The organism is Paenibacillus sp. FSL K6-2393 (assembly GCF_038002545.1).
GTDB lineage: Bacteria > Bacillota > Bacilli > Paenibacillales > Paenibacillaceae > Paenibacillus.
Map to the genome: position 1 here is coordinate 4,125,271 of NZ_JBBOCU010000001.1, position 25,021 is coordinate 4,150,291.

Here is a 25,021-nt window from a genome sequence, read left to right on the forward strand (position 1 = left end):
TCCAGTTTGGATCAAATTCACTAAAAATTAAATTCCCTCAACAATTCTTTTTGCTCTAACCTTTACCTCACGGTAGAGTTCATCCTCATCAATCGTCAGCAGTTTCCTGCCTCGCATGAGGATCTGACCGTTCACAATGGTGGTGTCCACATCCGCCCCATTTACACTGTAAGCCAGTAGCGACTCTACCTCATGTACCGGTTGAAGATGTGGTTTCGCCAGATCGATCAGGATCAGATCAGCTTTGCGACCCACCTCCAGCATACCCACTTCATGCTGAAGACCCAGCAGACTAGCACTTCCACGTGTAGCCATACTTAGAACGTTCTTGGCTGGCAAGCGAGTGGGATCGCCATAGTCCAGCTTTTGCAGCCAGGTCGCGGCTTTGATCTCCTCGAACATATCCACGGTTGTGGCACTTCCCGCTCCATCGGTTCCGATTCCCACGTTAATCCCCTGTGCCAACATCTCGGTGATCGGAGCAATTCCACACCCCAGCTTCAGATTACTGACTGGATTGTGTGCTACACCGCCGCGCATGCCCTTCAATCTGCCGATGTCCCTTCGATTAAGGTGTACACCATGTGCAAGCAGCACATGTGCCTGTTCGAACATGCCCGCCTCTTCCAAATACTCTGTTGGTGTCATGCCATAGCGCTCACGGATCTTCACAACTTCTTCCTTCGTCTCAGCCAGATGAATATGTAGCGGGATATCCTCCGTGACAGCCAGAGCAATGACTTCACGTAGCGGCTCCATGGGACAAGTGTAGGGTGAGTGGGGCCCATACATGGTTGTAATTCGCCCATCGGCCGCTCCAGACCAGCGTTGCACCAGATCGGTTGCCTCCTGCAACCTGCGTCCCCCATCCTCCTCCATGAATACCATCCCACGTGTAAGCGATGCCCGCATACCCGTTTGCTTAACCGCTTCTGCAATTTCATTCATATGGATATACATATCCGCAAAAGCAGTGGTACCCGAACGGACCATCTCGGCGATGGATAACTTGGCACCCCAATAGATGTCTTCCGGGTTCATCCGCGCCTCGGCAGGCAGCATTTTGCGTTCAAGCCAGTCCATCAGCTTCAGATCATCCGAGAATCCCCGGAGCAGACTCATCGGTGTATGTTGGTGGGCATTAATCAGTCCTGGCATGGCAACCTTATTGCGTCCATCGATAATCTCATCTTGCGGTTGAGGCAGAATGTGATCAGTAATCTGCGTAATGCGATCTCCCTCAACACGAATATCCCCCGTAAAGGGGGCATCGGCATCTTTCATCGTTAGGATCGTAGCTTGCTGAATCAGTATACTCATTACATTCACGGCTCCTCTGGATTCGTTATCATTCCTTCCATATCCGAGAGTAAGCCTTTACGTAACGGCAAGGTCAAGTCATTTTAATTTTTGAATCGTCATCTTTCTGAAACTTTGTATAAAGGGTTTGGGATCAATTTCAACCATATATGGATACACGCCTGTACTTGTGTGCAGATAGAAAAATCCACCTTCATCACCCATACGGCGAAATGACATATCAAACACTTCTGTGATGTTGAACTCACGGTATTTGGTCACAATTTTATCTGAATACAGAATCATGGAGCGGGCATTCATCTCAATCTCTTGGGCGAGACCCGTCACTTCTCTCTGCACTTTGTAATAAGGTAATACAGCAACACAGTTCATGATCTGCCTCCATTCATGCCTTGATTATTGTTCCATCATAGCAGATCGGAGGTTCTCAGCAAAAGAACATGAAACTAGGTGATCTTGGTCTTCACCTTTAGTGGCATATGAAGTGCATCCTGAATGTCCTGCAAAGAAAGACACTGTTCAATATGAAATACACCATGTGGCAACTCTGTTTTATACACACGTTCTGCCACGGCTGCAGCTACTGCTGCTGTTGCATCTGCTTCCTTTGCGCCGACCAGTAGTTGTTCGACGCGGATTTGCTCACCATTTTCCCACCCTACGGCATCGACCTTGACTGCATACATCGGCTCTCCCCCAGGAATAAGGCCAAATGCCTTAACCGTTCCACTCCGAATAGACGGGATACGCAGCAACGAAAACAACCCTGCACGTTTGGAGATTGCCATGGATCTTGTGATCCAGCGGGAGTCCAGACAGAGTCTGGTAGATACGGTTGGAATACGTAACGTCCGAGCAACCACGTGCTGATCGGAAAAGTTAAATCGATACGCCTTCCTGTTCCCCAGTTCCGTTCCAAAATCAATACATTTGCCATCTCCGAAACTTTGGACCTCAGCAGGTTTGCCCTTTTGCATCACTTGGTAGGTGGCATTCATCTGATCAACGGTCCACTCCACGGCAGCTTTTCCGTGTTTCTCTCCAAGTCCCAGCATTACGGTAATGTCTGCTTCCTCCACCTGATCCATATGCATGGTCGCTTCACGTACAAGCAAATTAGTCACTCCGGGAGATAATCCAACGCTGAGGATCGCAGTCGATTTGGAACGTTGCATTTTGGTGTGCAGTTGTTCCACCTGGGCGAGAAAATCATATTTTGCAGAAATATCAATATAATCGGTTCCGGCTTGTGCACAGGCTTCAACAAACAGGGTATCGCTTTGGTCCACACACATGATGACCAGCTTCACTGGCCTTAACATAGATGGCTCTACAGGTCGTGTTACATCCAGTTGAAGCGGTAGTACAGCGCCACCTGTAGACCTGCTGAACTCTTCCGCACGGTTCATGCGTGTACCCGCAGCCCATACTTTACCCGGGAACAATTTCCCCAGTTGAGTACATATCATCTGTCCCACTTGACCATAACCGCCAACCACCCAGATCTGATCTTTCATAGGTTTCACGTTAGTTTCGAATTGCATAATACCCCTCCACCCAGAACGCCCCGAAGTAACGTGTAATATGTGAGAAACCGCATTCGGTCAGTAGCTGAGTCATCTCTTCAGAGCATATTGGGTCGGATTCACGGCCCAGGGAAGCAGCAAAGCGCTCCCATTCTTCAGGAAGAACGCCCACACTCAACATGTGATCCTTCCAAGCTTGCATCATGATTGGATGTGCAGGTGAACGAAGATCGGCATTTACAGCCGCAACAATCAATGGTGCACCCGGTTTAAGTCTTGCTGCGAGGCTGGTAAGAAACGTTCTCTTGGCCTCCATCCCCTGAAGGAAATGTAACATGAGCATGCTTGTCGCCCCATCATATACGATATCCTCCGGCAATTCTTCAACCGTGACAGGTTGCAGCTTCACTCTGGAACCGATGCCTGCTTCCTCGACTCGTTTCTCAGCAAGTTGCAGCATGGGCTGTGAAGGATCAACACCGATCATTGTCCACTCCGTATGGCGTGAGCCAAGCAGAGCAATCTCTTTTCCCCCTCCCGCTCCGGCTACAAGTATATGAATATCGTTGTTATCCGCAAACGATGCTGCGAGCAGCCGTTCCATTAGATCATGCATATGAGAATAACCCGGAATTTTCAGGGCTATCGATTGTTCGTAACGATGAACATCTGCCGTTTCCCAGCTCATCGTTGATGGATTGTGATTCATGGACACCGCACTCCTCTTGAATTGAAGTTAGACTTGACTCGTTGTTCGTCTAATTTCATTATAGAAGGATACGGCGAGCCTACAATCCCAGAACATTGGGATATGTGCGCAGAGAGAGGAGTAATTTTGTTGACATCACGTATTGATCGGAACCATAGACTTATCACTTCTCTTGAAAAAGGAACCTGGACCTCACGTACCTATCGGGAAGCTGTTCTCAAGCAGATCCATACGGTTGTACCTTACGACGCATACTGTTTTACCACCGTTGATCCTCTGACTCTTCTCTCCACAGGAGCCGTGACAGAAGATGGCATTGAGGCCATTCATGATCGGTTATTCGTCAATGAATATATGGAAGAAGATATACATAAATACGCTGAATTAATACGAAGCGGTGAACATACAGCTTTACTTCATGCATCCGTGAATGCACACCCTGAACAAAGCTCAAGGTACATCAACATTCTTCAGCCAGCTGGGTTTGGTGATGAACTGCGCGCTGTATTAGTCAGTGGAGACGCTTGTTGGGGATACCTGACGCTGTATCGCAAGAGTGAGAATTCTTTTTTTACAGAAGACGAACGGTTGCTGATTCAGACCTGGACTGCTTCTATTGCATCGATGCTGCGGTCCACGAGCCTGACACTGATCGATGAGATTACGAGTGACAGTCCCGAGGAACCCGGAATTTTGATCACCTCAGACACGTTCCAGCTCTTATCCCTGAACGCCTCCGCTCAATATTGGCTGTCCCAATTGCGCATGCTGGAACATGTAGGGCCTGATGTTCTGCCCCGTCCGGTACGTGCAGTGAGTTCCCACTTGCAACGCAAGAATCAGGCAGAACGGGCTGAAAATACTCAACTCACTCCTGACTCGCCCTCCAAAGTCTGTATCCAACTTCCGGATGGGCGTTACCTCCTACTTCATGCCAGTCTTATGCAACACCTCGCGGGACCGGATCAGATTGCCATCCGTTTGGAGCAGGCGATGCCGCAGGATTTGCTTCCCTTGCTCGCCGAGAGCCATGGATTATCCAGTCGAGAGCGGGAATTGCTCGGATATGTGCTCCGCAGCTATTCATCCAAAGAAATTGCTGCTGCGATGCATATTTCTGTCTACACCGTTCAGGATCATTTAAAATCCATTTTTGCCAAAACCAAAGTATCCTCACGGCGCGAGCTCATCTGGTATTTCGTTTCCCGTTTCCAACTGTCGGATGAACCGGCGATATAAATCCTGATGAAATTTTCCCGGTAATCAAATTGACTATCAAATAATGAGTAAAAATCAAAAGATGCCAATACGATATCATCGTAATGGCATCTTTTTCTATATGCTATTGATTGATAAACATAGCGGTAATGCAGGCTAGCTACGAACGTTGAACTTCATATCGTGCATTCTGCTTTTAAACGCAGCGTGCAGTTATCCCAACCCTTTTTCCACAAAATATCAAGACCATTTCATTGATTGTGTTATTTGGCTTTTGCTAGTAAATAAAGAAAATATGGAACACTAATGACTGTAATGACGATTCCTGTCGGCACATCTCCTACCAGGCTAACCGTGCGCGTAATCGTGTCAGCCAACACCACGACTAGTCCCCCGGCCAAGCTGGCAGCCGGAATGAGCAATTTATGATCGGGACCGACCAGTTTTCTGGCCATATGCGGAGCGATCAAGCCAACAAAAAAGAAGCTTCCCCCCACAGCTACACTTCCAGAGGATAAAGCAACAGCAGCGATTGACAATCCCAAAAACTGCCGATTTACGGAAACACCAAGCCCCTGTGCTGTCTGATTGCCCAGATGGAGGGCATTCAGTATGCGAGCCTTGTAAAAAATATAACCGAGTAAGATCAAAACCCATGGTGTCAGTATGGAAATATAGCCCCAATCATCGCCCCATAGGCTCCCCGCGAGCCAATACAGCATGAAATTCATCTGCGAATCATCCAGCTTGAGTGTCAAGAAAGTCGTCAGCGCCCCATACCCGCTTCCTAGCGCGACCCCGGTCAAGATTAAACCGATTGGTGAGATGTCTCGTCCGCGGCGATACGATAATAAGAAGATCAATCCCGCCGCCAATAGTCCGCCAACAAAAGCCAACAGAGGCAGAGCAATGAAGGAACTCTTCCCTGTTGGTGCAATGAATACAACGAAGAACAGGACAAACAAACCCGATCCCGAACTAATTCCCAGTGTTCCCGGACTAGCCATGTCATTGCGCAGCAAACTCTGCATCACGACCCCCGCCGCTCCCATCCCCAGACCTACCAAGATCGAAAGTACAATTCGTGGCAAACGAAAATCAAACACAATCAGATTTTGCTTATCGGTACCGTTTCCTATGAGAACGTTCAGCACTTCTAGCGGTGAAAGATTCATCTTGCCAGAATTCATGCTAATGATAGCAAACACAAGGATGAGCACCATAAGCACTGCATTGATGATAATGCCTCGTTTCACCGTATAACGCCGCTTGGTCATTCGTATTCCCTCCTTTGTCTTCGAGCCAAGAAGAGAAAATACGGCACACCAATGATAGAAAATATAATGGCAATCGGCGTTTCGAACGGTTTATTGATCAAGCGTCCAGCCAAATCGGCCGATACGGTGAGCAACGCACCATATATTGCCGCTGCCGGAATAATGTATCGATAGTCGACACCTACCATATATCGCACAATATGCGGGGTGATCAGACCCACAAAACCAACCGGGCCAACCACAACAACAGCCAATCCAGTCAGCACAAGTACAATAATGGTCGACAAAATCTTGACCAGTCCGCTACGAATGCCGAGTCCACTTGCCACATCATCTCCCAAACTGAGTAATGTAACGGAAGGGGATAAGGCCAGTGCCAGCAGTATACCACCAACAAAGAGCGGTGAGATAATCAGCAATTCTCCCCATTTGACACCCGCTGTACTACCCGCCGTCCAGAATGTTAATGCTCTGCCCAGGTTATAATTGATCGCCAAATACTGACTGAGTGCGCCAAACAACATTGAAATAGATAGACCTGCCAGTACAAGCCGCTGTGGCGTCATTCCGCGATTGCCCAGTGACGCGGTAAAGTAAGTCATACCGGTGGCGATCGCTGCTCCCAGACAAGCGAACAACATCATCTGCCAATACGAATAACCCGGCAGAAAGGCCAGGCATAGTGCAATTGCAAATGCTGCGCCAGAGCTAATCCCCATGAGCCCGGAGTCGGCCAGCGGATTGCGCGTTGTCCCCTGCATGATAGCGCCACATACCGCAAGGCTGCACCCAACGATCAGATCAGCTACGGTACGCGGAAGACGTATGGTTTGGATAATTTGATGTTCAGTGCGCATTGGATCAAATCGGAAAATAGCCTCCCATACCGTTGCTAACCTCATATCAGCAGCACCAAACATAATTGATGCCGCCGACATGAGAACCGTTAATCCAAGCCCTACTACCATGTACATGGTGAAGTTTATCGCCCCACGGCGTTTTTGTTCAGGCTTGCTTTTCATCTCGTTTCCCTTTCATCACCTATTGACAATCCAAACGAATATGGATATTAACGTCCATAAATTCGATTGGTCATGTTTGAAAAATTGGAGTGTTCAATTAAAATTTCGTTCTAACTCTTATTTAGCTAATGCCAGCAATTGACTAACAATATAATCAATCAATGCACTGGAAGTCATTACGTCGGTGGACCAAGATAGCGAAGAATCCACCTTTACGATCCGATTATGTTGCACAGCAGGTATGGCATTCCACACAGCATTATCAGAAGCAACGTTTCCATCTCCTAAGAAGATCATATAATCCCCAGAGTAAGCGGGTAATACTTCCATGGAGACATCACCCCAATATTTATCTGCATCGATAATATCCGTTTGGACTTTTGAAGGTGCCTGCAATTGAAGTTCATTGTAAACAAGCTCGCCAACGGCATGCTTGGCTCCAGCTATGTAGTTACTTTTATCACTGAATTCTCCAACCGTAATCGTCATATCGGAAAGACCCGCATTCTGAAAGGCTAGCTTTGCTTCTTCGATTTTTCCGTTATAAGCATTCAAGACATCCTTAGCCTCTTCCTGTTTGTTCAAAACATCGCTAATAAATTGTATCCGCTCTTCTGTAGTCATATCACCATAGGGAACATAAATGGTCGGGGCAATTTTGGATAAATCATCATACGACTCATCGCTCCATGCCAAAATGATCAGATCAGGCTCAAGCGTCATGATATCTTCCGGCTCCATGGCTACTTTTATGGAGTCTGTAATCTGGTTAGCATAAACAGGCTCTGTCTCTCCTCGTGCAGCTCTAGCCACACCTAAAGGAGTTACACCTAGGGCTACCACATCACCAACCAAATAATCGACTATAACTCGCTGAGGGTTGTTAGGTACCTCAACATCACCCTTAACTGTGGATATCGTTCTGGTCTGTGAGGCTGCTTCTGAAGCTTTTGTCTCCGACCCTTCCTGTTGTGCCGTCTGCTGTGCCTGCGCAGGAGTTGTATTTGCCGTTCCCCCATTATTCGCTGGCGTCCCTGACGTACATGCCGTCAATAACAGCATTATGCTTATCGCCGCCGCCAAAATTATTTCTTTACTTCTTAAAGATCCAAACATCGTTGATTCCCCATCTCTATAAGACTTGACTAGGCTCGCTAGTTCCCTCTCATCGTAAGGGAGATGAGAATCATTATCAATACCATCAACCTGCATGGATAGTGCGTTTATTTTCCGATAATCACTTGGCGTCATCTTGTAATGTTTCTTAAACATGCGGAACAGGTTTTTCTCATCTGCGAAACCAGCTCCAGTTGCGATTTCTTTAACCGTCGCTTCTGTATGTTTCAAGTCATGACAGGCAGCTTCAATCCTTCTCTGAATGAGATACTCCTGTAAGTTCATCCCTTCCCTTTTTTTGAACAACCGCGTTAATTGTCCACCACTGATCCCAAACATATCGGCAATTTGTTGAAACATAATCGGCTCCCTGTAATGTTTATCGAGATATATCTTGGCAGAACAGGCTGGATCTGGCTGGAGATACCGAATCTCACCACCCTCCAAATCCCTATACACCTCATGAATCAATTGATATAGAAAACTTTTGGCCTGTAGCTGATCCATCGCCTTGCCACGTTTCCAGCCATTCATCATCCGTTGGAACCAATCGCGTAGCAAGATGGGATTACTTGGCGTATAACCAAACTGTTGAACAAATGGATTGACTTGCTCCAGTAATTGTTGCAAATGTTTCTTGAAAAAGAGAGGTGATTCTGCTCTATAAAACACCATAAAGGTCTTCACCATCTCCTCTTTAGGTGTAATACTGAGCAGGCTCCCCTTCCCTCCGTGAACTAAACCGAAGCGTTCCATTGCAAATGTGGTTTCATTCAGTTGGATTTGCGCTTCTCCCCCATATGCATAGATAAACATGCTACTAGGCATTTTATATTGCTCCAACGGGTATTGTGACGCTACATTCTGAAAGCGTACATCTATTAATGTAATGATCGAACGTGTCCAGATACTGGCCATCATATCAATCATCTCCGGTGTAAATCCCTGTCTTGCTTCTTCCTCTTGCATCTATCCGCGCTCCTCGTTTCACTTTTTCCAATGTATACATCACTCAATAATTGATATTGATTATCAATATCATATTTGATCAGGTAAGTATATCATCATTAAGTGATATTGGGGAACAGGCAGTAGACGTTATGCTTTTCATCCGCTTTCGTAAAAAAAACTAAAAAGGAACACCTGAGAGTACAAAAAAAGCCTGATCCATATGGATCAGGCTTCTTCATTATGTTTTTTTGTATTCAACAAGTTTACGTAGTCACCATGTTTCTCTTGTCACCTGCGACCAAATTTATTAAGACTTTGCAGGTTTCCGAGAAGGTTTGGATGAGCTCGATTTTTTATTCTTTTTCTTACTTACTTCCACAACCACTGGCTCCTGTGGATGTTCCACCGGGTACATTTTGCGGAACAATAACGTCTGCAGTACCAGGAACGAACCCCCAACTGTCCAGTAGAGCGGCATCGCTGCCGGAGCTGTAAGAGAAAAGAATGCCATCATCAATGGGGAGAGATATCCCATGATGGCGAACTGTTTTCGCTGCTCAGGCGCCATATTGGCTTGTGATACCTTGGCTTGAATCAGATATATGACCGCGACCACCACAGCGAGTACATAGTCCGGCGCTCCCAGTTTGAACCACAGGAACGAGTGGGAGGACAACTCCGGTGTAAGTCGGATGGCTGTGTAAATACCGGACAGGATAGGCAACTGAATGAGCATTGGCAAGCAACCAATGTTCAGCGGATTGAACTTATGTTTCTTGTATAGCTCCATCGTTTCCTGAGACAGCTTTTGCTTATCAGCAGGGTCATTTTTGCCTTCATATTTTTTCTTGAGCGCATCCATTTCAGGTTTCATGGCGTTCATGATGACTCGTGTTCCCTGCTGGGACTTGGCTTGACGCATCATCAATGGCAACAGTGCTAAACGAATGACCAGCGTAATCACGATAATCGCGACCCCGTAGCTTCCGTTAAATATCGTGGCAATATGCTGAATCAGATACGACAGTGGAAATACAACATAGTGGTTAAAAAATCCCGGTGTCGATGAAGTAATCTCCGACACGTTGTTGCTGCATCCGGCAAGCAGCATGACTGCAAACAAAATGGCAATCAGGCCATAGATCCGTCCCTTGCCCGATCTAAAAGTGAATCCCTTGTTAGTCTTATGTTCCATATATATCCTCCTCGTTGATTTGTTGACCAATCGTTCAACGAGGAATGACAATCTGGTTCATCTTCATCGGGCGCTTCTCTTCGTCTAATCATTCGGCTCCAGTCTTCCTGTCTATGCTGTCTGTCCAAACACAGGGCAGGAAGAACAGGTTCAAGTCCACCACCGGCGCCACCTTCCATCCAGTACTCTGTCATGCCACAATGAAGATGGGCAATATAGGCATAACTGACGGTGAAGATGAGTCCAATCGAGAATAAATATGGTAATAACTCCTGCAGTTCAAACAAGGGATTCACCCCCTTTATAGGTTAGTTTTTATATTATAACACTTACATATTGTTTTTGCATAAATCCGTACGGGAAAACAACTACTATTCAGCTATTCCGTTCTCAATTTGGACATTTCTAGCTCAGCTCGGTGTCTTGCCACGTTATAAGAAGCCCATGAACGATCTGATGAATCCTCGTCCAAGTAGGCTTGACGTTCCAGCATTTCCCTCTTGAGATCCGGGTACTCCTCCTGAGCAAAATCTCGAAGTAACGGAACTGCATCTGCCGACAGACTTGCCAGATAGGTTACATCAATATTGCCAGTCTGATGATAACGTTCAATATTCAGCTCGGCAATCCGTTTATCCATGCCCACATAGTTGACAGCAACATATGCAGTGAGCGCAAGCACAATATACCAGCGGATCAGCGGTATTGATGTGTACCGTATACGAAGGCCAGCAATCAGCAAGAGGAGTGCGAGGAAGATCATGAATGCGTGTACCAGAAAGCGGATGTACGTATATCCATATGCCTGCTCATACAGATTAAGGCGCATAAACGCGGAATACAACATAATTGCTGAACAACTGACCAGAATCAGGAGAAGTACCTGATGCACGATGGAACCCGCTTTGCCACTCGAACGGGTATACTGCAAAGCAACAATAAGAATAAAGAAGTTAATACCTGTGACGAGAATTAACTCTGCGAATCCACTTCTCGCATAGTCTGCGTAAGACAGATCTACCGGAAGATGCCCCTCTCCTGCACCAAACAGATACGAAAACTGTACAAGTACAAACAAAACGTACACACAGTTAATGACAATCAGCATCGTCCCCACAATGATGGGGTCCAATCTGAATGGTTCCCGATGAACCGGAGTGCGTTCGGGCTCGGGTGTAATCTTATTTGTAACCTGACCTTCAGTGGCCGGGTCCACAGGAGAGAATATATAGGTGTGATCACGCTTATCAACCGTGGATGCTCCATTTTTCCAATGTGCGTTCTCTCTCTTCTCTGCCTCATATTGCATTGGCTGTACAAATCCCCATGCATAACCGAACAGCAATACACCTGCGATGACAGTCCAGATGATTCTCGGTATCCCTGGAGTAAAAGCCAGCTGATTCAGCCACTCCGGAAAACCGGCTAAATACTGATCAAAGACCCCGTCAGCGGAGGACAGTAATGCAACGACTACAATGAGGATAGGCAAGGACGCCACAAGACCAATGAGCACTTTGAACACAACTGTTTTCTGGGATTTGCCCATGCCACGCCCGCCTGCTCTCACAGCAATGGCAGCAATAGTCCCCCAATGACGTATGGCTTGAGGCAGCAAATGGTCAATAGCCGTACCAATCAAACCGATCTCCCACCACTGCTTCTGTTTTCTGCCCATCAGATACGTCATATGTAAGATAACTACGCCAGGTATAACCAGAAAATTAAGAACATACAGCAGTTCATTGTCGTATAACAGGAACGTTAGCGACAACAATAGCACTACAGCCGCTACAAAAGCATCAATGAACTTGAAAGACCTCATGCGGTCCCGTGCAAACAGATACATGAAGACATAAAAGAGAATTACAAAGATAGGATACGATACGCCAATCTCTTTACCATAGAATAAATACTGGTGAATGATCGCCAGCATCCATGCAGACAGTAGCGTGATTAGAGCGCGTTGCGGTGAAGCCATTATTTTATCAATCATGGGAATAACCTCCATTAACCTTTCTATGCTATATTCTAGATGATAAAATAGGAATATAAATAGAAATTAAAATCGACAAAACTTCTTATTTTAGAGGAATACGTCAGAGTTCGCCTCCAGGAGGGAATCAACACTTTGAAATTACATCAGCAATATCTGCTGTTGCATCGTCATTACGGCCACCATACAGAACATGAACTTACACTCGCCGATCTCGCTGAGTTGCTAAATTGTACGCACCGCAATACGTTAACGATTGTCAAAAAGATGGTTGCCCATGATTGGATTAGTTGGGTTTCCCAGCGTGGCCGGGGTCGGCGTTCTTCACTGACTTTGCTTGTTCCGGCTGATCAAATCGCCGCAGAATATATGATGCAGGCCATGAATCGCCGGGAGTTGCAGGAAGCTGCCGAGCAGGTGAGCGCATTCTCCAGTTCAACAATCATGCAGGATCATCTAAACCAGTGGTTGCTTGGATATTCAGGACATCATACGGAAGCCGGCACCAATAATGAGCAGATTGATACGCTTCGGTTGCCCCTGCGCCAACAGCTTCATGCGCTTGATCCGCTGTACATTAATCTATTAGCTGAATCCTTTGTTACCAGCCATGTCTTTGACGGGTTGGTTCAGCGGGGTGAACAGGGAGAGATTCTCCCATGTCTCGCTCATACCTGGGATGTCAGTGCAGACCGAAAGACCTGGATCTTTTATTTGCGAAAAGGTATTACATTTCACGATGGTCAGTTGTTGACGGCCCATGATATTGTGCATACGTTCGAACGGCTGCAATCTACAGATCTCCGGACACTGTACCGTGATGTAAGTAAACAGATTCTATCTATTGAAGCGGTCGATTCCTTAACCGTGTGTTTCCAGTTGAAAGACCCCCATGAATTGTTTTTGTCTTTCCTGACAACAAGTCGTGCGGCGATTGTACCCTCACCAGGAACAAACGAACATAAGATGAAGCTTTCGAGTGATGTGCATGGGATGCAAAAACCTGTTGGGACGGGATCGTTCAAGGTCACCGCCTGGGATGATCACTTGTGCAGACTTGAAGCCTTTTCATCGTATTTTCAGGGTAGAGCACATATGGACCGGGTAGATATCCTGCAAATTCCTTGGAGTGCCTCAGCAAAAATGGACGATAGCCAAGATATCGAAACTCCGTTCTTTCATCTTGTTCATAATCCGTCTTCGTCTGCGGGTGCAGACTGGACACAGATTAGTGCAGGGGTGATGGTTCATAAATTACTCACGTGTAATACGCAAAAAACCGGACCGTTAAACGATCCGGAAGTAAGAGCACACCTTCAGTCATGCCTTGCTGGAATGTATAGAGATGACGGACATGCAGATGACTCTGAGGTCGTCGCTCTTGACTCTGTTGCCGTGAATATCGGGATGGTTGAGCATGAGGGATTTAGAGATATTACTAAACGACTCACTTCGCCTAGTCCCATTTCCCTGCACATTGCAACCATTCCACAATATCGCAGGGATGCTCAACATTTGGCGTCCATACTGGAGCGGAGCGGTTTCACCTGTACCGTCCGTACCGCTACGATGGAGCAGTTCAAAGGGAATCTGCGGCTGGAATCTGATCTGATTCTCTTCTCGCTCATTCGGGACAGGGACGAAGAACTGCGCAGGTATGATCTCTACTCCACATTGTCTGAGCATCTGGAAGATTCTGCTCGTATAACGATCCATGAGATCTTGCAAACCATCGTCGCCTCTCCCATCGCAGCAGATCGAACTTCTGAATTAGAGCGAATTGAGCAATTCTTGGTGAGCCAGAACCTACTGTTCCATTTATCAGAAAAACCAGTAGAGACCGCTTACTTGCCTTCCGTGCGTGGTGTATCTTTCAACAGCCAGGGCTGGGCAAACCTGCTTCATATCTGGTTTCCTTCTGACGCACGAGCACGTCAGTTTGATTAAAACATCATATTACTTATACCATCCGATCACGTGTCTATTTTATTTTAATATTGTCGTGATCGGCTGTCTCGGTTTGCTTAATAAAATGGTATCTTTACGACGATATACTCCAAGCAGTAAACCCATCATGGCGTATTCTAATATTATATGAATGCCGCGCCCGATAAAAGGAAAGTTGACACTGACAATTGGAACCTTCCCGGTAGTCATCGCAAGAGAATATAACATTTGCAAAGCGAACGTGATTGTAATACTGAAAATAATCATTCGACCAAAATCATCCCTAATACACGGCAACGTCTTTAACATACTGGCAATAAACCATACGATTCCAAGCAATAGCAAAATACCTGCTGACCAGCCAAACACATCAATAAGCATCACACCGGGATAGTCCATATAAAACCTTTGGGAAATTCCAAAGGTTATGTCAAAACCGTTGCCCCACCATCCGGCTGACTGAAGGATACTTATAATTGAACGGTTATACTCGAAGTTCCCCAGCAGATCATTCTGAAGATTCAAAACGACAGAGAGTCTCTCAAAGCGCTTGTATTCACCTGTCAAAAACAACTGCAACATAATAACACTTCCGGTTATTGTAGCTCCGATGAAAGTATAGAGCCATTTTCGTGTAATCCAGGCAAGCATGATTAGCGTTGCCGTTCCGAACAGAAACAATCGTACCCAATCTGAAGCTTGAAATAGGCTATAAGACGGCAAAGCCACAAGAAGCATATATGTTGAGACGGATTGTACATCACACTTGGTGCTCAACTTATCCAGCATAATTGCACCTATGGCGAGAGGCAACACCCACATCGATGTTGTTGTAAGATCAATTGTAAAACCGAATATGCTCCAAAACCGTTGTACACCGTAATCAAACGGTGATACCAGCGGATTAATCCACAACATACCACTTAACAAAATATAGATCCACCAGGCAGCTTTTTTCCATTTTTGATAATCAAAATACATCAAAAACACCATCAGTATTAAACCAAAAATGGTATACATCAAATGACTTATATATATCAACTGATAGTTTTCATCTGAAATATTTGTCGTATAAATCCACATCAGCAGCAGGCTTACTATTAGCAAACTGGCAATTCCCGTTAACAGCGCCCAATGCATACGATGACGATGCAATCGGTGCATACTCTTGCCCACTACTGCAGGATCGCCCATCTGTTCAATGGCATATGCAATTGCTTCTTCTTCCGAATAACCTTCTTGTTCTTTGTCCAACATCATTTCTTCCATGTGGTTTCCCAACTCATCACGCAAGTCGTTATGTACTTCGCGAGCTTTAACCTGAACACACATGTGATCAAGATAATGCTGAATTCGGTCATGTCGATTCGTCATGTGAGGCTTCCTTCCCCAAGCACCCGATCCACTGCTCGACGGAACAAATTCCACTCTGCTTTTTTACTTTGTAAGGCCTCCATCCCCTTGTCACGAATCGAATAATATTTCCGTTTACGGCCTTCAACCTCCATCCAGTACGACTCTACCCATCCTTCAATCTCCATGGCATGCAAAATAGGATATAACGTGCCCTCTTTCAAATTAAACACACCCTCAGATTGACGATGTAGTTCCTTAATTAATTCATAACCATACAACGGTCGTTCCTGAAGCAAGGTCAGAATCAATGTCTCGGTACTGCCTTTAATCATTTGTTTGTTAACCTGCAACGCGCTCACTCCTTCCTTTTCAATTCATTTAGCAAGAATTTTTAGATTTTGAAAAATGACACTTTCAAATCTCTTCTTTTCACATACATCGGAAACCTATGCATAGAACAACTAGGTATGATATTACCTTATCCTTCCTTTTCTGTCTAGCCAACAAGCTTCTTTATTTATGTTAAAATAAACAAGTCCTTCATTCACGAACTCTAATGATGGATCTATATATTCGTGTATTTTTCAATTACATATCCTATTTTTTCAATACATTAAGGAGGCATTACATTCATGAGCAAACTAATTTTCTTTCTCGGCGGGGCCGGAAGTGGCAAGACCACACTTGCCAAAGCCCTTTCCCGTAAACATAAAGCTGCTTTCTTCGACATGGATATTCTGCTTCGTCCTGCGGCTGAGGCAATCATGACCCTTCAGGGACTTGACCCATCCGACCGAGATTCGCCTGAATACAAAAGGTTGTGCCGTGATCTTGGGTACCGCATTACGATGGACGCCGCTCTGGATAACGTTCAGTTGGGTATCGATACAATCGTTGTGGGCCCATTTACCAAGGAAATCGGTACCCCTGACTGGATCGAGCAGGAACTCGCACGGATTGGACGTTCTCTGACAGATACGGATGTGCGAGTTGCCTATATTTATCTAGAGAATGAAGCGTTGTATCACAAACGGATCTCAGCAAGACAATCCCCACTTGATGAATGGAAGTTAGCCAACTGGGATGCCTTCACAGCTTCTCTCGTCCGTAAAGAAGTAGCTTGGCCGCTCCCTTCTGCATCCGTCGCATATATTGATAATTCTAGTGATGATCCTGCGATTGCCTATGCTGAACTTGAACGACGGATGTACGAGTAAACAGAATGACACACTCAATCTTACTTTGGTGATAGGTATAATAAACGCTTCTCTCGCCAACTTCTGACTCACTTCTAACACGCTAACGAATCCCAGGCACATTATTACCTCGTTTGGACTAACATGAAAATTCTAACGAACCTCAGTAACGCTAAACTGGAGCAGACAAGTGGAAATGGGCAAAAACGGGCTATACACGAATTGATAAGGTGTCTCAGATTCCTTACGATTTCAATCTGACTCATATGCTTGGAATAGGGTGCGCCAGGTTCGTTAACTTTCCAAAGAGTGCCCAGCAATGAAGCCAATTGTGCGCAAAAATGCTTCTGAATGCTATTCGAATGTGATCTGAATGAAAGCTGTACACCGATCACATATACATATCTAACAATATCAAAAAAAAGGGGTCCGTCTCACCAAGCCTAGCAGGCCGATGAAACCGATCCCTTTTTCCATTAAACATCCCCGCACAACACAGGGAATAGACGATACCTTCTACTCCAATTGGACATCAGATATCTGCCGAGAAGAATACTTCACATTCCTCCGTCCCCCTACCATCCACCTATCCATGCACTTAGCATAAAATATACCCATCTCCCTATCCGCGCTGACGCGCAGCATGACGTTCAGCAATACGGGCCGTGATTATTCCATGACTCTCATCGATTTCTTCCGGTGTACACGCGGCTTTTAATTCATATACTTTCACCGGAGAACGGTCGATAATATCCAAAAATGAATCAAAGAAGGTCATGTCTTTACTATGGATGTATGGACACCAATGATCTGCCAACCCTACGGTTTCATGAATATGCACGCCAACCACGTGATCAATCAACGCGTTAGCCTCACGTACATTGTCATACAACCCCATTCGATCCATCATCATGCCGTGACCAATATCGTACCAGAGACCAAGCGGCGCGCCCTTCATTTGTCCAATAATCGTTCCGGCTTCGTGCAAAGTCGGCATCTGATAACAGCGTGAACGGGTCTCAATACCAAAATTCACCCCGTATCCTCGCTGCTCAGACAAGTCACATACCTCTTCCAGACTCTCCTGAATCCGTCTCAGGTAATGTGCGCTGACATCTGCCCGCTTCTCCAGCATCTCTTGCCATAAAGATTGATATGCCGGTGAGTCCGGTCCTTGATCGTGGTATATCTTTTTCAACGCTTCATCTATATTGTATTCAAACGGAACCTCACCCGGATGTACAACGACAGCCTTGGCCCCATAACGATGAGCGTACTCGGCTGAGCGAAGTAACAGTTCAATCGCCCGTTTGCGGCGCGGCTCATCATCGAATCCGAGCAGGACGGAATCCGTCCCGTAATCTGGATCAGCCACATGCGGGAATGTATTATGCACACTGGATACACCGATTTCTCCCCGTTCAATCATCGGTTCTATCGTCTGCAGCATCTCTTCCGTAACGTTATAATTCAATTCAACCTGTCTGAATCCGAGAGACTTGATCTCTTCGATCATGCCTTGTCCGGTCGTATGACGTTTGATATTCCAACATGTTGAAAACGAATATTCCTGTTTGTCCGTATACATGATTGGTCCTCCTATCTCTCGTTCTATCGCCTTCCCCAGATTTTTTTGATCCCCTTCTCCAAAGGGAAAAATCCGGTGATAGCTTATGCTTCCGATGCAGCTTTCTTGCAGAAAGCTTTCAGGCGAACGCTCCGCTTCTTTAGATCCGTTCTGCACTCTTCGTTCTCCTGTAAATGTTCAGTTCATCTTATATACCTATTTATTCCTCATACCGTTGTCTTCACGGAGAGTCAATTCAAATTTCATCTTGTTCGCAGTTTTCCCAGGCACATAACGATAGATGATCTCCGCATGATTCACGTACATTAATACGGATGGTTCAGGCGCTTCAGCCTTCACGGTACACGTAAGTCCAGGGAACTGCCATAACGCTGGTGTAATGTCCTGCTGACGAAGGGATGGCCCTCTGATTTCAAAATAAACATCGATCTCTTCCGCCGTATCCAGCTCCACATCAATGGTTAACGAATCTGGCGTGAGATCCACGTCAAACGTCACTCCGCGCAGATGACTGTTCCACCCCTCGCCTACCTCACGGCGGATCAAGCGAAGATAATAACGCTCACCCGTTTCTGTCTGCCAGTGGATTGTAGCTGGATGCATCTGGCCGTTGGTATTCACACTTCCCGACATGGCCCCGATCATCCGGTCCTCACCAATCCAGGCTTTGGCCGTACATAGATTCCGGTTAGACGTTGGATCATTGCGCTCACACAGTTCCATGAACTGTTTCTGCACAAGCCGATCCTCTTGATGAGCCTTGAAATACGGCACGGCTTCCGTGGGCACATCCACCCCAAGGAGCGCAATCAGTGGATCATGGCCTGACTCACAGTTGATTCCTGCCAGATATTCATACCCTTCACCTAACAAGAGATAGATAAATACACCGATCGAACTATGCTCTCGCATCTCCATGTCGTACGCCCGAGAGAATGGGCCGGAGAGATTCTCGAGGTTGGCATTGTAATATAGCGCAATGTTATTCCACAGCCCATGTTCAATCCGTTGTCCAATATCAACTAAATGTTTGGTGAGTCCATACTTTCGATACATGCCAAGCACGGAGAGATCCACCCCGTAATACGTTGTTGTATTGAATTCAGCGAATGTCCCGTCGTACTGTTCAAACTCCTTCATCAATCCCTCCGCCTTTTCATCCGAATGCTGAATCCATTCTGTTCGGTTCAAGCGATGGCCGTAGTAGTGGGTAATGAAAATATGCATTAACTCAATATTGGTGTTCATGGGGATTACGTCAGATAACCTGCGTTCTATTGACCCTTGCACAGCCAACTCCATCGCATGGTCCATCCGTTTCATGAGTATCTCCGGTATAAGTTCACCGAATTCGGCAGTTACGACCACACAGACACAAGCGATAAACTCACGCCAGTTGGGATCATAGCTGATCCAGACCGGTGGCAGAATCTGATTCACTGCCGAATGAAAAAGGCGTTTCAGTTGTTTGGAATCTGCCGCCTCTGTGAGCAGAGATCCATCTTCCTGTAGTTTATGGATAAACTGCGCAGACACCTTCTCAAAGGTGCGTTCCAGGAAATAGGCCGTGCCTGGCGCAAAAGATTTCCAAGCATAGTGACCCGCTGGTGGATGCGCATCAGTTGGTCGGGTCGCAAAGGTTCCGTGATAGATCTCATCCGGAGCGTCATATTGAACATCGAGCACCTTGTGGAACACTTGTATCGCGCGTTCCACATCACCAGGCTCATTTCGAATCAACAACCCAAGCGCATAATGTGCACTGGCTCGTGTGCTGTGCTGCGATGAATCCTCTTCTTCAAAACTCCGAAGCAGATCCAGTTCCTTATCATAGAAGCTATCCATCATCGTCATGGACTGGTTTACAAGATACTGCTGCTCTTTCGACATCTTTTCTACCATTCGTTGTGTCATGTCATGCAACCTCCCGAGACTATAGGTGCGTGTTCAAAAAGATCAGTTTTCAGTACCAAGAAGATGGAATTAAGCTAGAAATGGAGTAGCGGAGCGTAGGACAACTACGTGAGCAACTACAATGTTTCTGAAGGAAACATACTTCGTAAGCATCAACCTATTTCGGCTAAATTTCATATTCGATGCTGATGATGCCACTAGGCATCATTCGTAATCAAAAGTGAACTTTTTGAACAACCTCTATTAACCTTTTACAGCACCTACCATTACGCCACTGATAAAGTACCGCTGCAACCACGGATACACAAGCAAGATCGGTAAGGTTGAGAAAATAACGCTGGCTGCTTTCAGACTCTCAGGCAGGACTTGAACGGCACCAATGCCTTCGTTCTGCATCAGTTCTGTAATCTGGTTTTGCTGAATCATCTGATACAATTTCAATTGCAAAGGGTATAGTTCAGGCTTGGTGATATACATCAGTGCATCCTGGAAACCATTCCACCGTCCTACTGCGTAGAACAGGCTCAGTGTTGCCATAACCGGAAGGGATAGCGGCAAAATAATACGCATAAGTGTTCCGAAGTGGCTGCTTCCATCAATGCCCGCCGCTTCTTCGAGACTTTCGGGAATCCCTCGGAAGAAGGTGATGAGGATAATCATATAGAATGGACTAATCAATCCAGGCAGAATAAGTCCCCATGTGCTGTCGAGTAGATGCAGATTTTTGATCAGAATGTACTCGGGAATAATGCCCCCACTGAAGAACATCGTCACCACAATGACAAGCATGAACCACTTACGCCCTTTCAGATTACTCTTCGCCAGTGGATAAGCTGCTGCAATGGTCATCGCCATGCTTAACACCGTACTCAGGACGGTCAGCCAGATCGTATAGATCAGGGAACGAATCATCGATCCATCTGCAAATACTTTGGTATACGCCTCAAAGGATAACTCTTTTGGGAAAAAGGAAACTTCTCCTGAACCGATCGCCCGGTTTGAGCTGAGCGAGATCGCAATAATATGAATGAATGGTGCAAGACACAGCACCATCGTAATGATAATAAGAATGACGTTTACCGTGTTGAATATTCGATTCGCCGTGTTTTCAGACATCTCACTCACTCCTTACAGATCATATGTGAATCAAATCCACTACATAATGCTCTCATCGGTCAATTTCTTGGACGTATAGTTTGCTCCGAGTATGAAGACAAGTCCAACTAATGCCTGGAACAAACCTACAGCTGTTGCGAGCGTGACCTGACCGGATTGTAAACCGACACGATACACAAACGTGCTGAGCACATCCGAGTATTCACGTACAGCCACATTTCCGATAATAAATGGTCGGTCGAACCCGATAGAGATCATGTTGCCGACATTGATGATCAATAAGGTAACAATCGTTGTTTTGATGCCTGGCAAGGAGATGTGCCAGATTCTGCGTAGCCGACTTGCTCCATCCACTTCTGCCGCTTCGTACAGTTCCCGGTTAATTCCTGTCAGGGATGCCAGATACAGAATCGTACCCCAGCCGGCACTCTGCCACACGCCTACCGCAAGATACGTGAAGAGCCAATAGTTTTTGTCTGAAAGGAATGGTAATGGATCAAATCCCATGCTCATCAAGATATTGTTAATAAAACCCGATTGTGTACCAAATACTTGAAGTACGATCCCTCCAATAATGACCCACGAAATAAAGTGAGGAATGTACAGTAAAGTTTGTGCCAGTTTTTTGAACCAAGCCTTTTTAAGCTCGAACAATAAGATGGCCAATATAAGCGGCGCCGGGAAGGACACCAGCAGATCCAGCATGTTAAGCACTAACGTGTTGCGTAATGCCGTGTAAAATCCCTGATTTTGAAATACTTCTCTGAATGCATCCAAGCCAATCCACTCACTACCGGAGATCCCTTGAAAGAAGTTAAAGTCCTTGAACGCAATCTGCACGCCATACATTGGCCCATACTTGAAAATAATGAAGTAGATCATGGGCAGTAGGAGCAACGCATATAGTTGCCAGTTTCTGCGGAAATAGATGCTTGTTTTCATAAACCTTCCCCCCATGTCATTCAGGATTCTTCATCAAGGCGATGTTGCCATCGCCCTAATGAATTCCCTGTTCTTTGTTGTCATACACATTAGATGTGAACTCTACTCTACTTATTTCATCGCTTTGTAAGCTTCTGTACGTTCATCCAGGATCGCTTGACCACCGCTTGCCATGTAGTCTTTCATCATGCTGTCATACGTGGCTTCAAAATCAGCGGGTTTGGAAATGGTTGTTTTCACGAAGAACTCCATAAATTTGTCTTTCAAGCCGTTACCGTAACGTGCTTCTGCATCAATCGGTTTGGAGAAACGTACCGGTTGAATCGTGTCCGTGTTGGAAATGGCTACCGACTTGCGCATGTCATCCCGATACTTCGACTCTACCTGTACGACATAAGCCTCTTCATTTTTCTTGTCATCCCCAACGTATTTACCATTAACGATAATGGCAATGTCACCGGAATTATAGATACGACCTGCGATTTCAGGTGAAGCATCATCTTTGATCAGTGGTACACCATCCACGAGCTCATAGTTCTCATTTTCAACACCGAATTGCAGGTCGAACAGGTTGTTGCCCGAAGCCATCCAATCCAGATACTTCATCGCTGCTTCCGCATTTTTGCTCGATTTTGGAATCATGACATACATCGCATTGGGTGCATATGCCGGTTTGGCAAATTTGCCTTCGGAGTTTTTGAATGCATCAATCGGTGTCATTACTGCATCCGGTTGATTGGTTTGCAGGTTTTTGTACGTACCGGAGATGTAAATCTCCCCCGCATCCTCGGTGTAGAATCCAACTTTGCCGTTAGATACATCTTCCCACAGCTTTTTCTTGTCTTTATCTAGTCCAAAGTCCTTGCTCATTAATCCTTCATTATAAAGTGTGTTCATATATTTCAGGGCGTCTTTGAAACCAGGCAACAACGTTGGATAGTCATTGGAACCCAGTTGTTGTGTTAACGTATATTTTTGTTCTTCCGTCAGTGGTTCAATGAATGACCAGATGAGTGGTTCATATTGAGCCGAGGCAATCGACATCCCCATTGGGATAAGTCCTGTGCCCACCTTACCTGGATCTTTTTCCTTAAAGGCCTTCAATGTTGTATGCAACTCCTCAGCTGTCTGAGGTGAAGGCAGTCCGAGTGCATCCAGCCAGTCCTGACGAACATAGGATGCGTACTTGCCAAGTACAAGACGTTTACCTGGAACCGCAAACTGTTGACCATCGTATTGACCGTAAGCCAGCGTTTCATCTCCCAGGAACTTCTTCAGGTTAGGACCGCTTTGATTGATCAGATCCGTAAGTTCAGTCAGACCTCCTTGCTCTGCATATCGGTTGAATGTTCCCGAGTCGTAGGTAAATACGATATCAGGTACTTCAGAGCCACTCGCCATCAGAACGTTAAGCTTCTGTACTTCCTCCGAACGTGGTACCGGAACAAACTGAACATCAATGTTGTTTGGATCACCGAACTTCTCTTGTATGAAGCGAGTCAGATAACTGTCCGAAATGGTGTAGCCCGCCGGAGTATTTCCGCGGTCGAAGATTTCTACTTTCAAAGTCGTTTTTTCCCCCGAACCCGACGCTCCTGATGAAGATGCAGATTCGCTTCCTGATGAACATGCGGATAATAATAGAGTGAATGCTGTTACCACTGCGAGGATTGAACTTGCCTTGCCTGCCTTACGTCTTTGAAATAATCTCATTTGACCTTTCCCCTTTCGCACACTCTCTGAATGAATTCACATGATTGCCACTCCACTTTGTTCAGCCCATTTTGTTGCACCTGTGAATGTCACCAATCATTACATACAATCTGATATTCAGACAATAAACTATTTTCAAAATGTAAAATTCACGTTTTTTAAGTTAAATACCGCGATATATAAACATATTTCCTGACAATATACAATTTTCACGCCGTTAATGTTAACTATAATAACATATAATGTTGTATTAAGATCGATTTCTCATGCCTAATTTGGCATCACCCATCTTGCAATAATCCTTTTTCCATTGAATCTCTCTTCAAAAAAAGAAAAAGAGACCACATCTTATGTGATCTCCTTGTTTAGCAACACGTGTAGAACGTTTCGACGTACTAATTCCTCGGTGGAAGATTAAACTTCACTTGACCAAACAACGTATCGATGGCATTTCCTGCAAATTGATCGATAACATGTTCGTTGTTCGTATCCGTATGTTCCAAAATCAATACATTATACTTCTCATCATAATGCATTCCGCCCAAAATAAATCGTACAGGAATGTTCTGAGCCGCCCCTGCCTTCGAAATGGCCTGAATAAGTTCGGATTCATGCCTTTGTTGACTTGTCGTGTAGGTGCCCACAGGTATAGTTATCGTATATGACGAGTTATCTACCTGAAATGTAAATGTATTATTGCTTGCTGTAATGGTAACCCGCCTATTGATATCTACCGATCCCCACACTTGCTGTCCGTATGTATACATCATCTTCAACTTCTTCCCTATGAATTAATGGATTGTCATAATGCTAGTATAGGTCATTCGTAAAATTCCTTAACGCACCAGCTTAATGGGCCTAAGATGTTGTATTCAACATCCAAAAAATCCCCTGCAAAGGACGATAAGGTACGGACCTT

At 45.6% G+C, this 25,021-nt stretch carries 21 protein-coding genes; 3 read left to right on the forward strand and 18 right to left on the reverse strand.

What is annotated here, in order from left to right; translation table 11 throughout:
• Positions 1–27: 27 nt before the first annotated feature.
• From MHI14_RS18005 to MHI14_RS18020, 4 genes are all read right to left on the reverse strand, one after another.
• Positions 28–1,320, reverse strand: a complete 1,293-nt coding sequence (locus MHI14_RS18005) for an amidohydrolase (RefSeq protein ID WP_341130938.1) — start codon at positions 1,318–1,320, stop codon at positions 28–30.
• Between the two features lie 78 nt (positions 1,321–1,398).
• On the reverse strand, positions 1,399–1,692 hold the full coding sequence (locus MHI14_RS18010; protein ID WP_076214685.1) for a hypothetical protein: 294 nt from the start codon (positions 1,690–1,692) through the stop codon (positions 1,399–1,401).
• 74 nt (positions 1,693–1,766) lie between these two features.
• Positions 1,767–2,864: a saccharopine dehydrogenase family protein gene (locus MHI14_RS18015; protein ID WP_341130939.1), complete on the reverse strand. Its 1,098-nt coding sequence runs from the start codon at positions 2,862–2,864 to the stop codon at positions 1,767–1,769.
• A complete protein-coding gene (locus MHI14_RS18020) occupies positions 2,848–3,555 on the reverse strand; it encodes a class I SAM-dependent methyltransferase (protein WP_341130940.1) in 708 nt (235 codons plus the stop codon). The genes MHI14_RS18015 and MHI14_RS18020 overlap by 17 nt, the downstream gene beginning before the upstream one ends.
• A 129-nt stretch (positions 3,556–3,684) precedes the next feature.
• On the opposite strand from MHI14_RS18020, the gene MHI14_RS18025 reads away from it, so the two are divergent.
• Positions 3,685–4,794, forward strand: coding sequence for a helix-turn-helix transcriptional regulator (locus MHI14_RS18025; RefSeq protein ID WP_341130941.1), 1,110 nt, complete (start codon positions 3,685–3,687; stop codon positions 4,792–4,794).
• Positions 4,795–5,036: 242 nt separating this feature from the next.
• Here the strand turns inward: MHI14_RS18025 and MHI14_RS18030 are convergent, their stop codons facing one another.
• From MHI14_RS18030 to MHI14_RS18055, 6 genes are all read right to left on the reverse strand, one after another.
• Positions 5,037–6,050 carry a FecCD family ABC transporter permease gene (locus MHI14_RS18030; protein ID WP_341130942.1) on the reverse strand — a complete coding sequence of 338 codons (1,014 nt, stop codon included), beginning with the start codon at positions 6,048–6,050 and terminating at the stop codon, positions 5,037–5,039.
• On the reverse strand, positions 6,047–7,072 hold the full coding sequence (locus MHI14_RS18035) for a FecCD family ABC transporter permease (RefSeq protein WP_289392247.1): 1,026 nt from the start codon (positions 7,070–7,072) through the stop codon (positions 6,047–6,049). The genes MHI14_RS18030 and MHI14_RS18035 overlap by 4 nt, the downstream gene beginning before the upstream one ends.
• A gap of 117 nt (positions 7,073–7,189) precedes the next feature.
• Positions 7,190–9,157, reverse strand: coding sequence for an AraC family transcriptional regulator (locus MHI14_RS18040; RefSeq protein ID WP_341130943.1), 1,968 nt, complete (start codon positions 9,155–9,157; stop codon positions 7,190–7,192).
• A gap of 289 nt (positions 9,158–9,446) precedes the next feature.
• Positions 9,447–10,334 (reverse strand): membrane protein insertase YidC, encoded by an 888-nt coding sequence (yidC, locus tag MHI14_RS18045; RefSeq protein WP_091031298.1) that lies wholly within the window; start codon positions 10,332–10,334, stop codon positions 9,447–9,449.
• Complete coding sequence (locus MHI14_RS18050) at positions 10,271–10,621, reverse strand: hypothetical protein (RefSeq protein ID WP_176872672.1); 351 nt, start codon at positions 10,619–10,621, stop codon at positions 10,271–10,273. Before MHI14_RS18050 ends, yidC begins: the two co-directional genes overlap by 64 nt.
• 92 nt (positions 10,622–10,713) lie before the next feature.
• The gene (locus tag MHI14_RS18055) at positions 10,714–12,330 is read right to left on the reverse strand and encodes a DUF4153 domain-containing protein (RefSeq protein WP_341130944.1); all 1,617 of its coding nucleotides are present in this window, start codon (positions 12,328–12,330) and stop codon (positions 10,714–10,716) included.
• A gap of 135 nt (positions 12,331–12,465) precedes the next feature.
• On the opposite strand from MHI14_RS18055, the gene MHI14_RS18060 reads away from it, so the two are divergent.
• On the forward strand, positions 12,466–14,277 hold the full coding sequence (locus MHI14_RS18060) for an ABC transporter substrate-binding protein (RefSeq protein ID WP_341130945.1): 1,812 nt from the start codon (positions 12,466–12,468) through the stop codon (positions 14,275–14,277).
• 39 nt (positions 14,278–14,316) lie between these two features.
• Here MHI14_RS18060 and MHI14_RS18065 read toward each other — a convergent pair whose 3' ends face one another.
• Together MHI14_RS18065 and MHI14_RS18070 are read right to left on the reverse strand one after the other, a co-directional pair.
• Positions 14,317–15,651: an FtsW/RodA/SpoVE family cell cycle protein gene (locus MHI14_RS18065; protein ID WP_341130946.1), complete on the reverse strand. Its 1,335-nt coding sequence runs from the start codon at positions 15,649–15,651 to the stop codon at positions 14,317–14,319.
• A complete protein-coding gene (locus MHI14_RS18070) occupies positions 15,648–15,983 on the reverse strand; it encodes a PadR family transcriptional regulator (protein ID WP_341130947.1) in 336 nt (111 codons plus the stop codon). Before MHI14_RS18070 ends, MHI14_RS18065 begins: the two co-directional genes overlap by 4 nt.
• A gap of 282 nt (positions 15,984–16,265) precedes the next feature.
• Here MHI14_RS18070 and MHI14_RS18075 point away from each other — a divergent pair, with 282 nt between their 5' ends.
• On the forward strand, positions 16,266–16,850 hold the full coding sequence (locus MHI14_RS18075) for an AAA family ATPase (RefSeq protein ID WP_341130948.1): 585 nt from the start codon (positions 16,266–16,268) through the stop codon (positions 16,848–16,850).
• Between the two features lie 601 nt (positions 16,851–17,451).
• On the opposite strand, the gene MHI14_RS18080 is transcribed toward MHI14_RS18075, so the two are convergent.
• From MHI14_RS18080 to MHI14_RS18105, 6 genes are all read right to left on the reverse strand, one after another.
• Positions 17,452–18,417, reverse strand: coding sequence for a sugar phosphate isomerase/epimerase family protein (locus tag MHI14_RS18080; RefSeq protein WP_341130949.1), 966 nt, complete (start codon positions 18,415–18,417; stop codon positions 17,452–17,454).
• A 195-nt stretch (positions 18,418–18,612) separates the two neighbouring features.
• Entirely contained in the window at positions 18,613–20,331 is a 1,719-nt protein-coding gene (locus MHI14_RS18085; RefSeq protein WP_341130950.1) for a hypothetical protein, read from the reverse strand.
• A 243-nt stretch (positions 20,332–20,574) separates the two neighbouring features.
• Entirely contained in the window at positions 20,575–21,447 is an 873-nt protein-coding gene (locus MHI14_RS18090) for a carbohydrate ABC transporter permease (RefSeq protein WP_062834079.1), read from the reverse strand.
• 39 nt (positions 21,448–21,486) lie between these two features.
• Positions 21,487–22,389 carry an ABC transporter permease gene (locus tag MHI14_RS18095; protein ID WP_062834078.1) on the reverse strand — a complete coding sequence of 301 codons (903 nt, stop codon included), beginning with the start codon at positions 22,387–22,389 and terminating at the stop codon, positions 21,487–21,489.
• A 111-nt stretch (positions 22,390–22,500) separates the two neighbouring features.
• Positions 22,501–24,102, reverse strand: a complete 1,602-nt coding sequence (locus MHI14_RS18100) for an extracellular solute-binding protein (protein ID WP_341130951.1) — start codon at positions 24,100–24,102, stop codon at positions 22,501–22,503.
• A gap of 395 nt (positions 24,103–24,497) precedes the next feature.
• Entirely contained in the window at positions 24,498–24,872 is a 375-nt protein-coding gene (locus tag MHI14_RS18105; RefSeq protein WP_341130952.1) for a hypothetical protein, read from the reverse strand.
• Between the last annotated feature and the right edge of the window lie 149 nt (positions 24,873–25,021).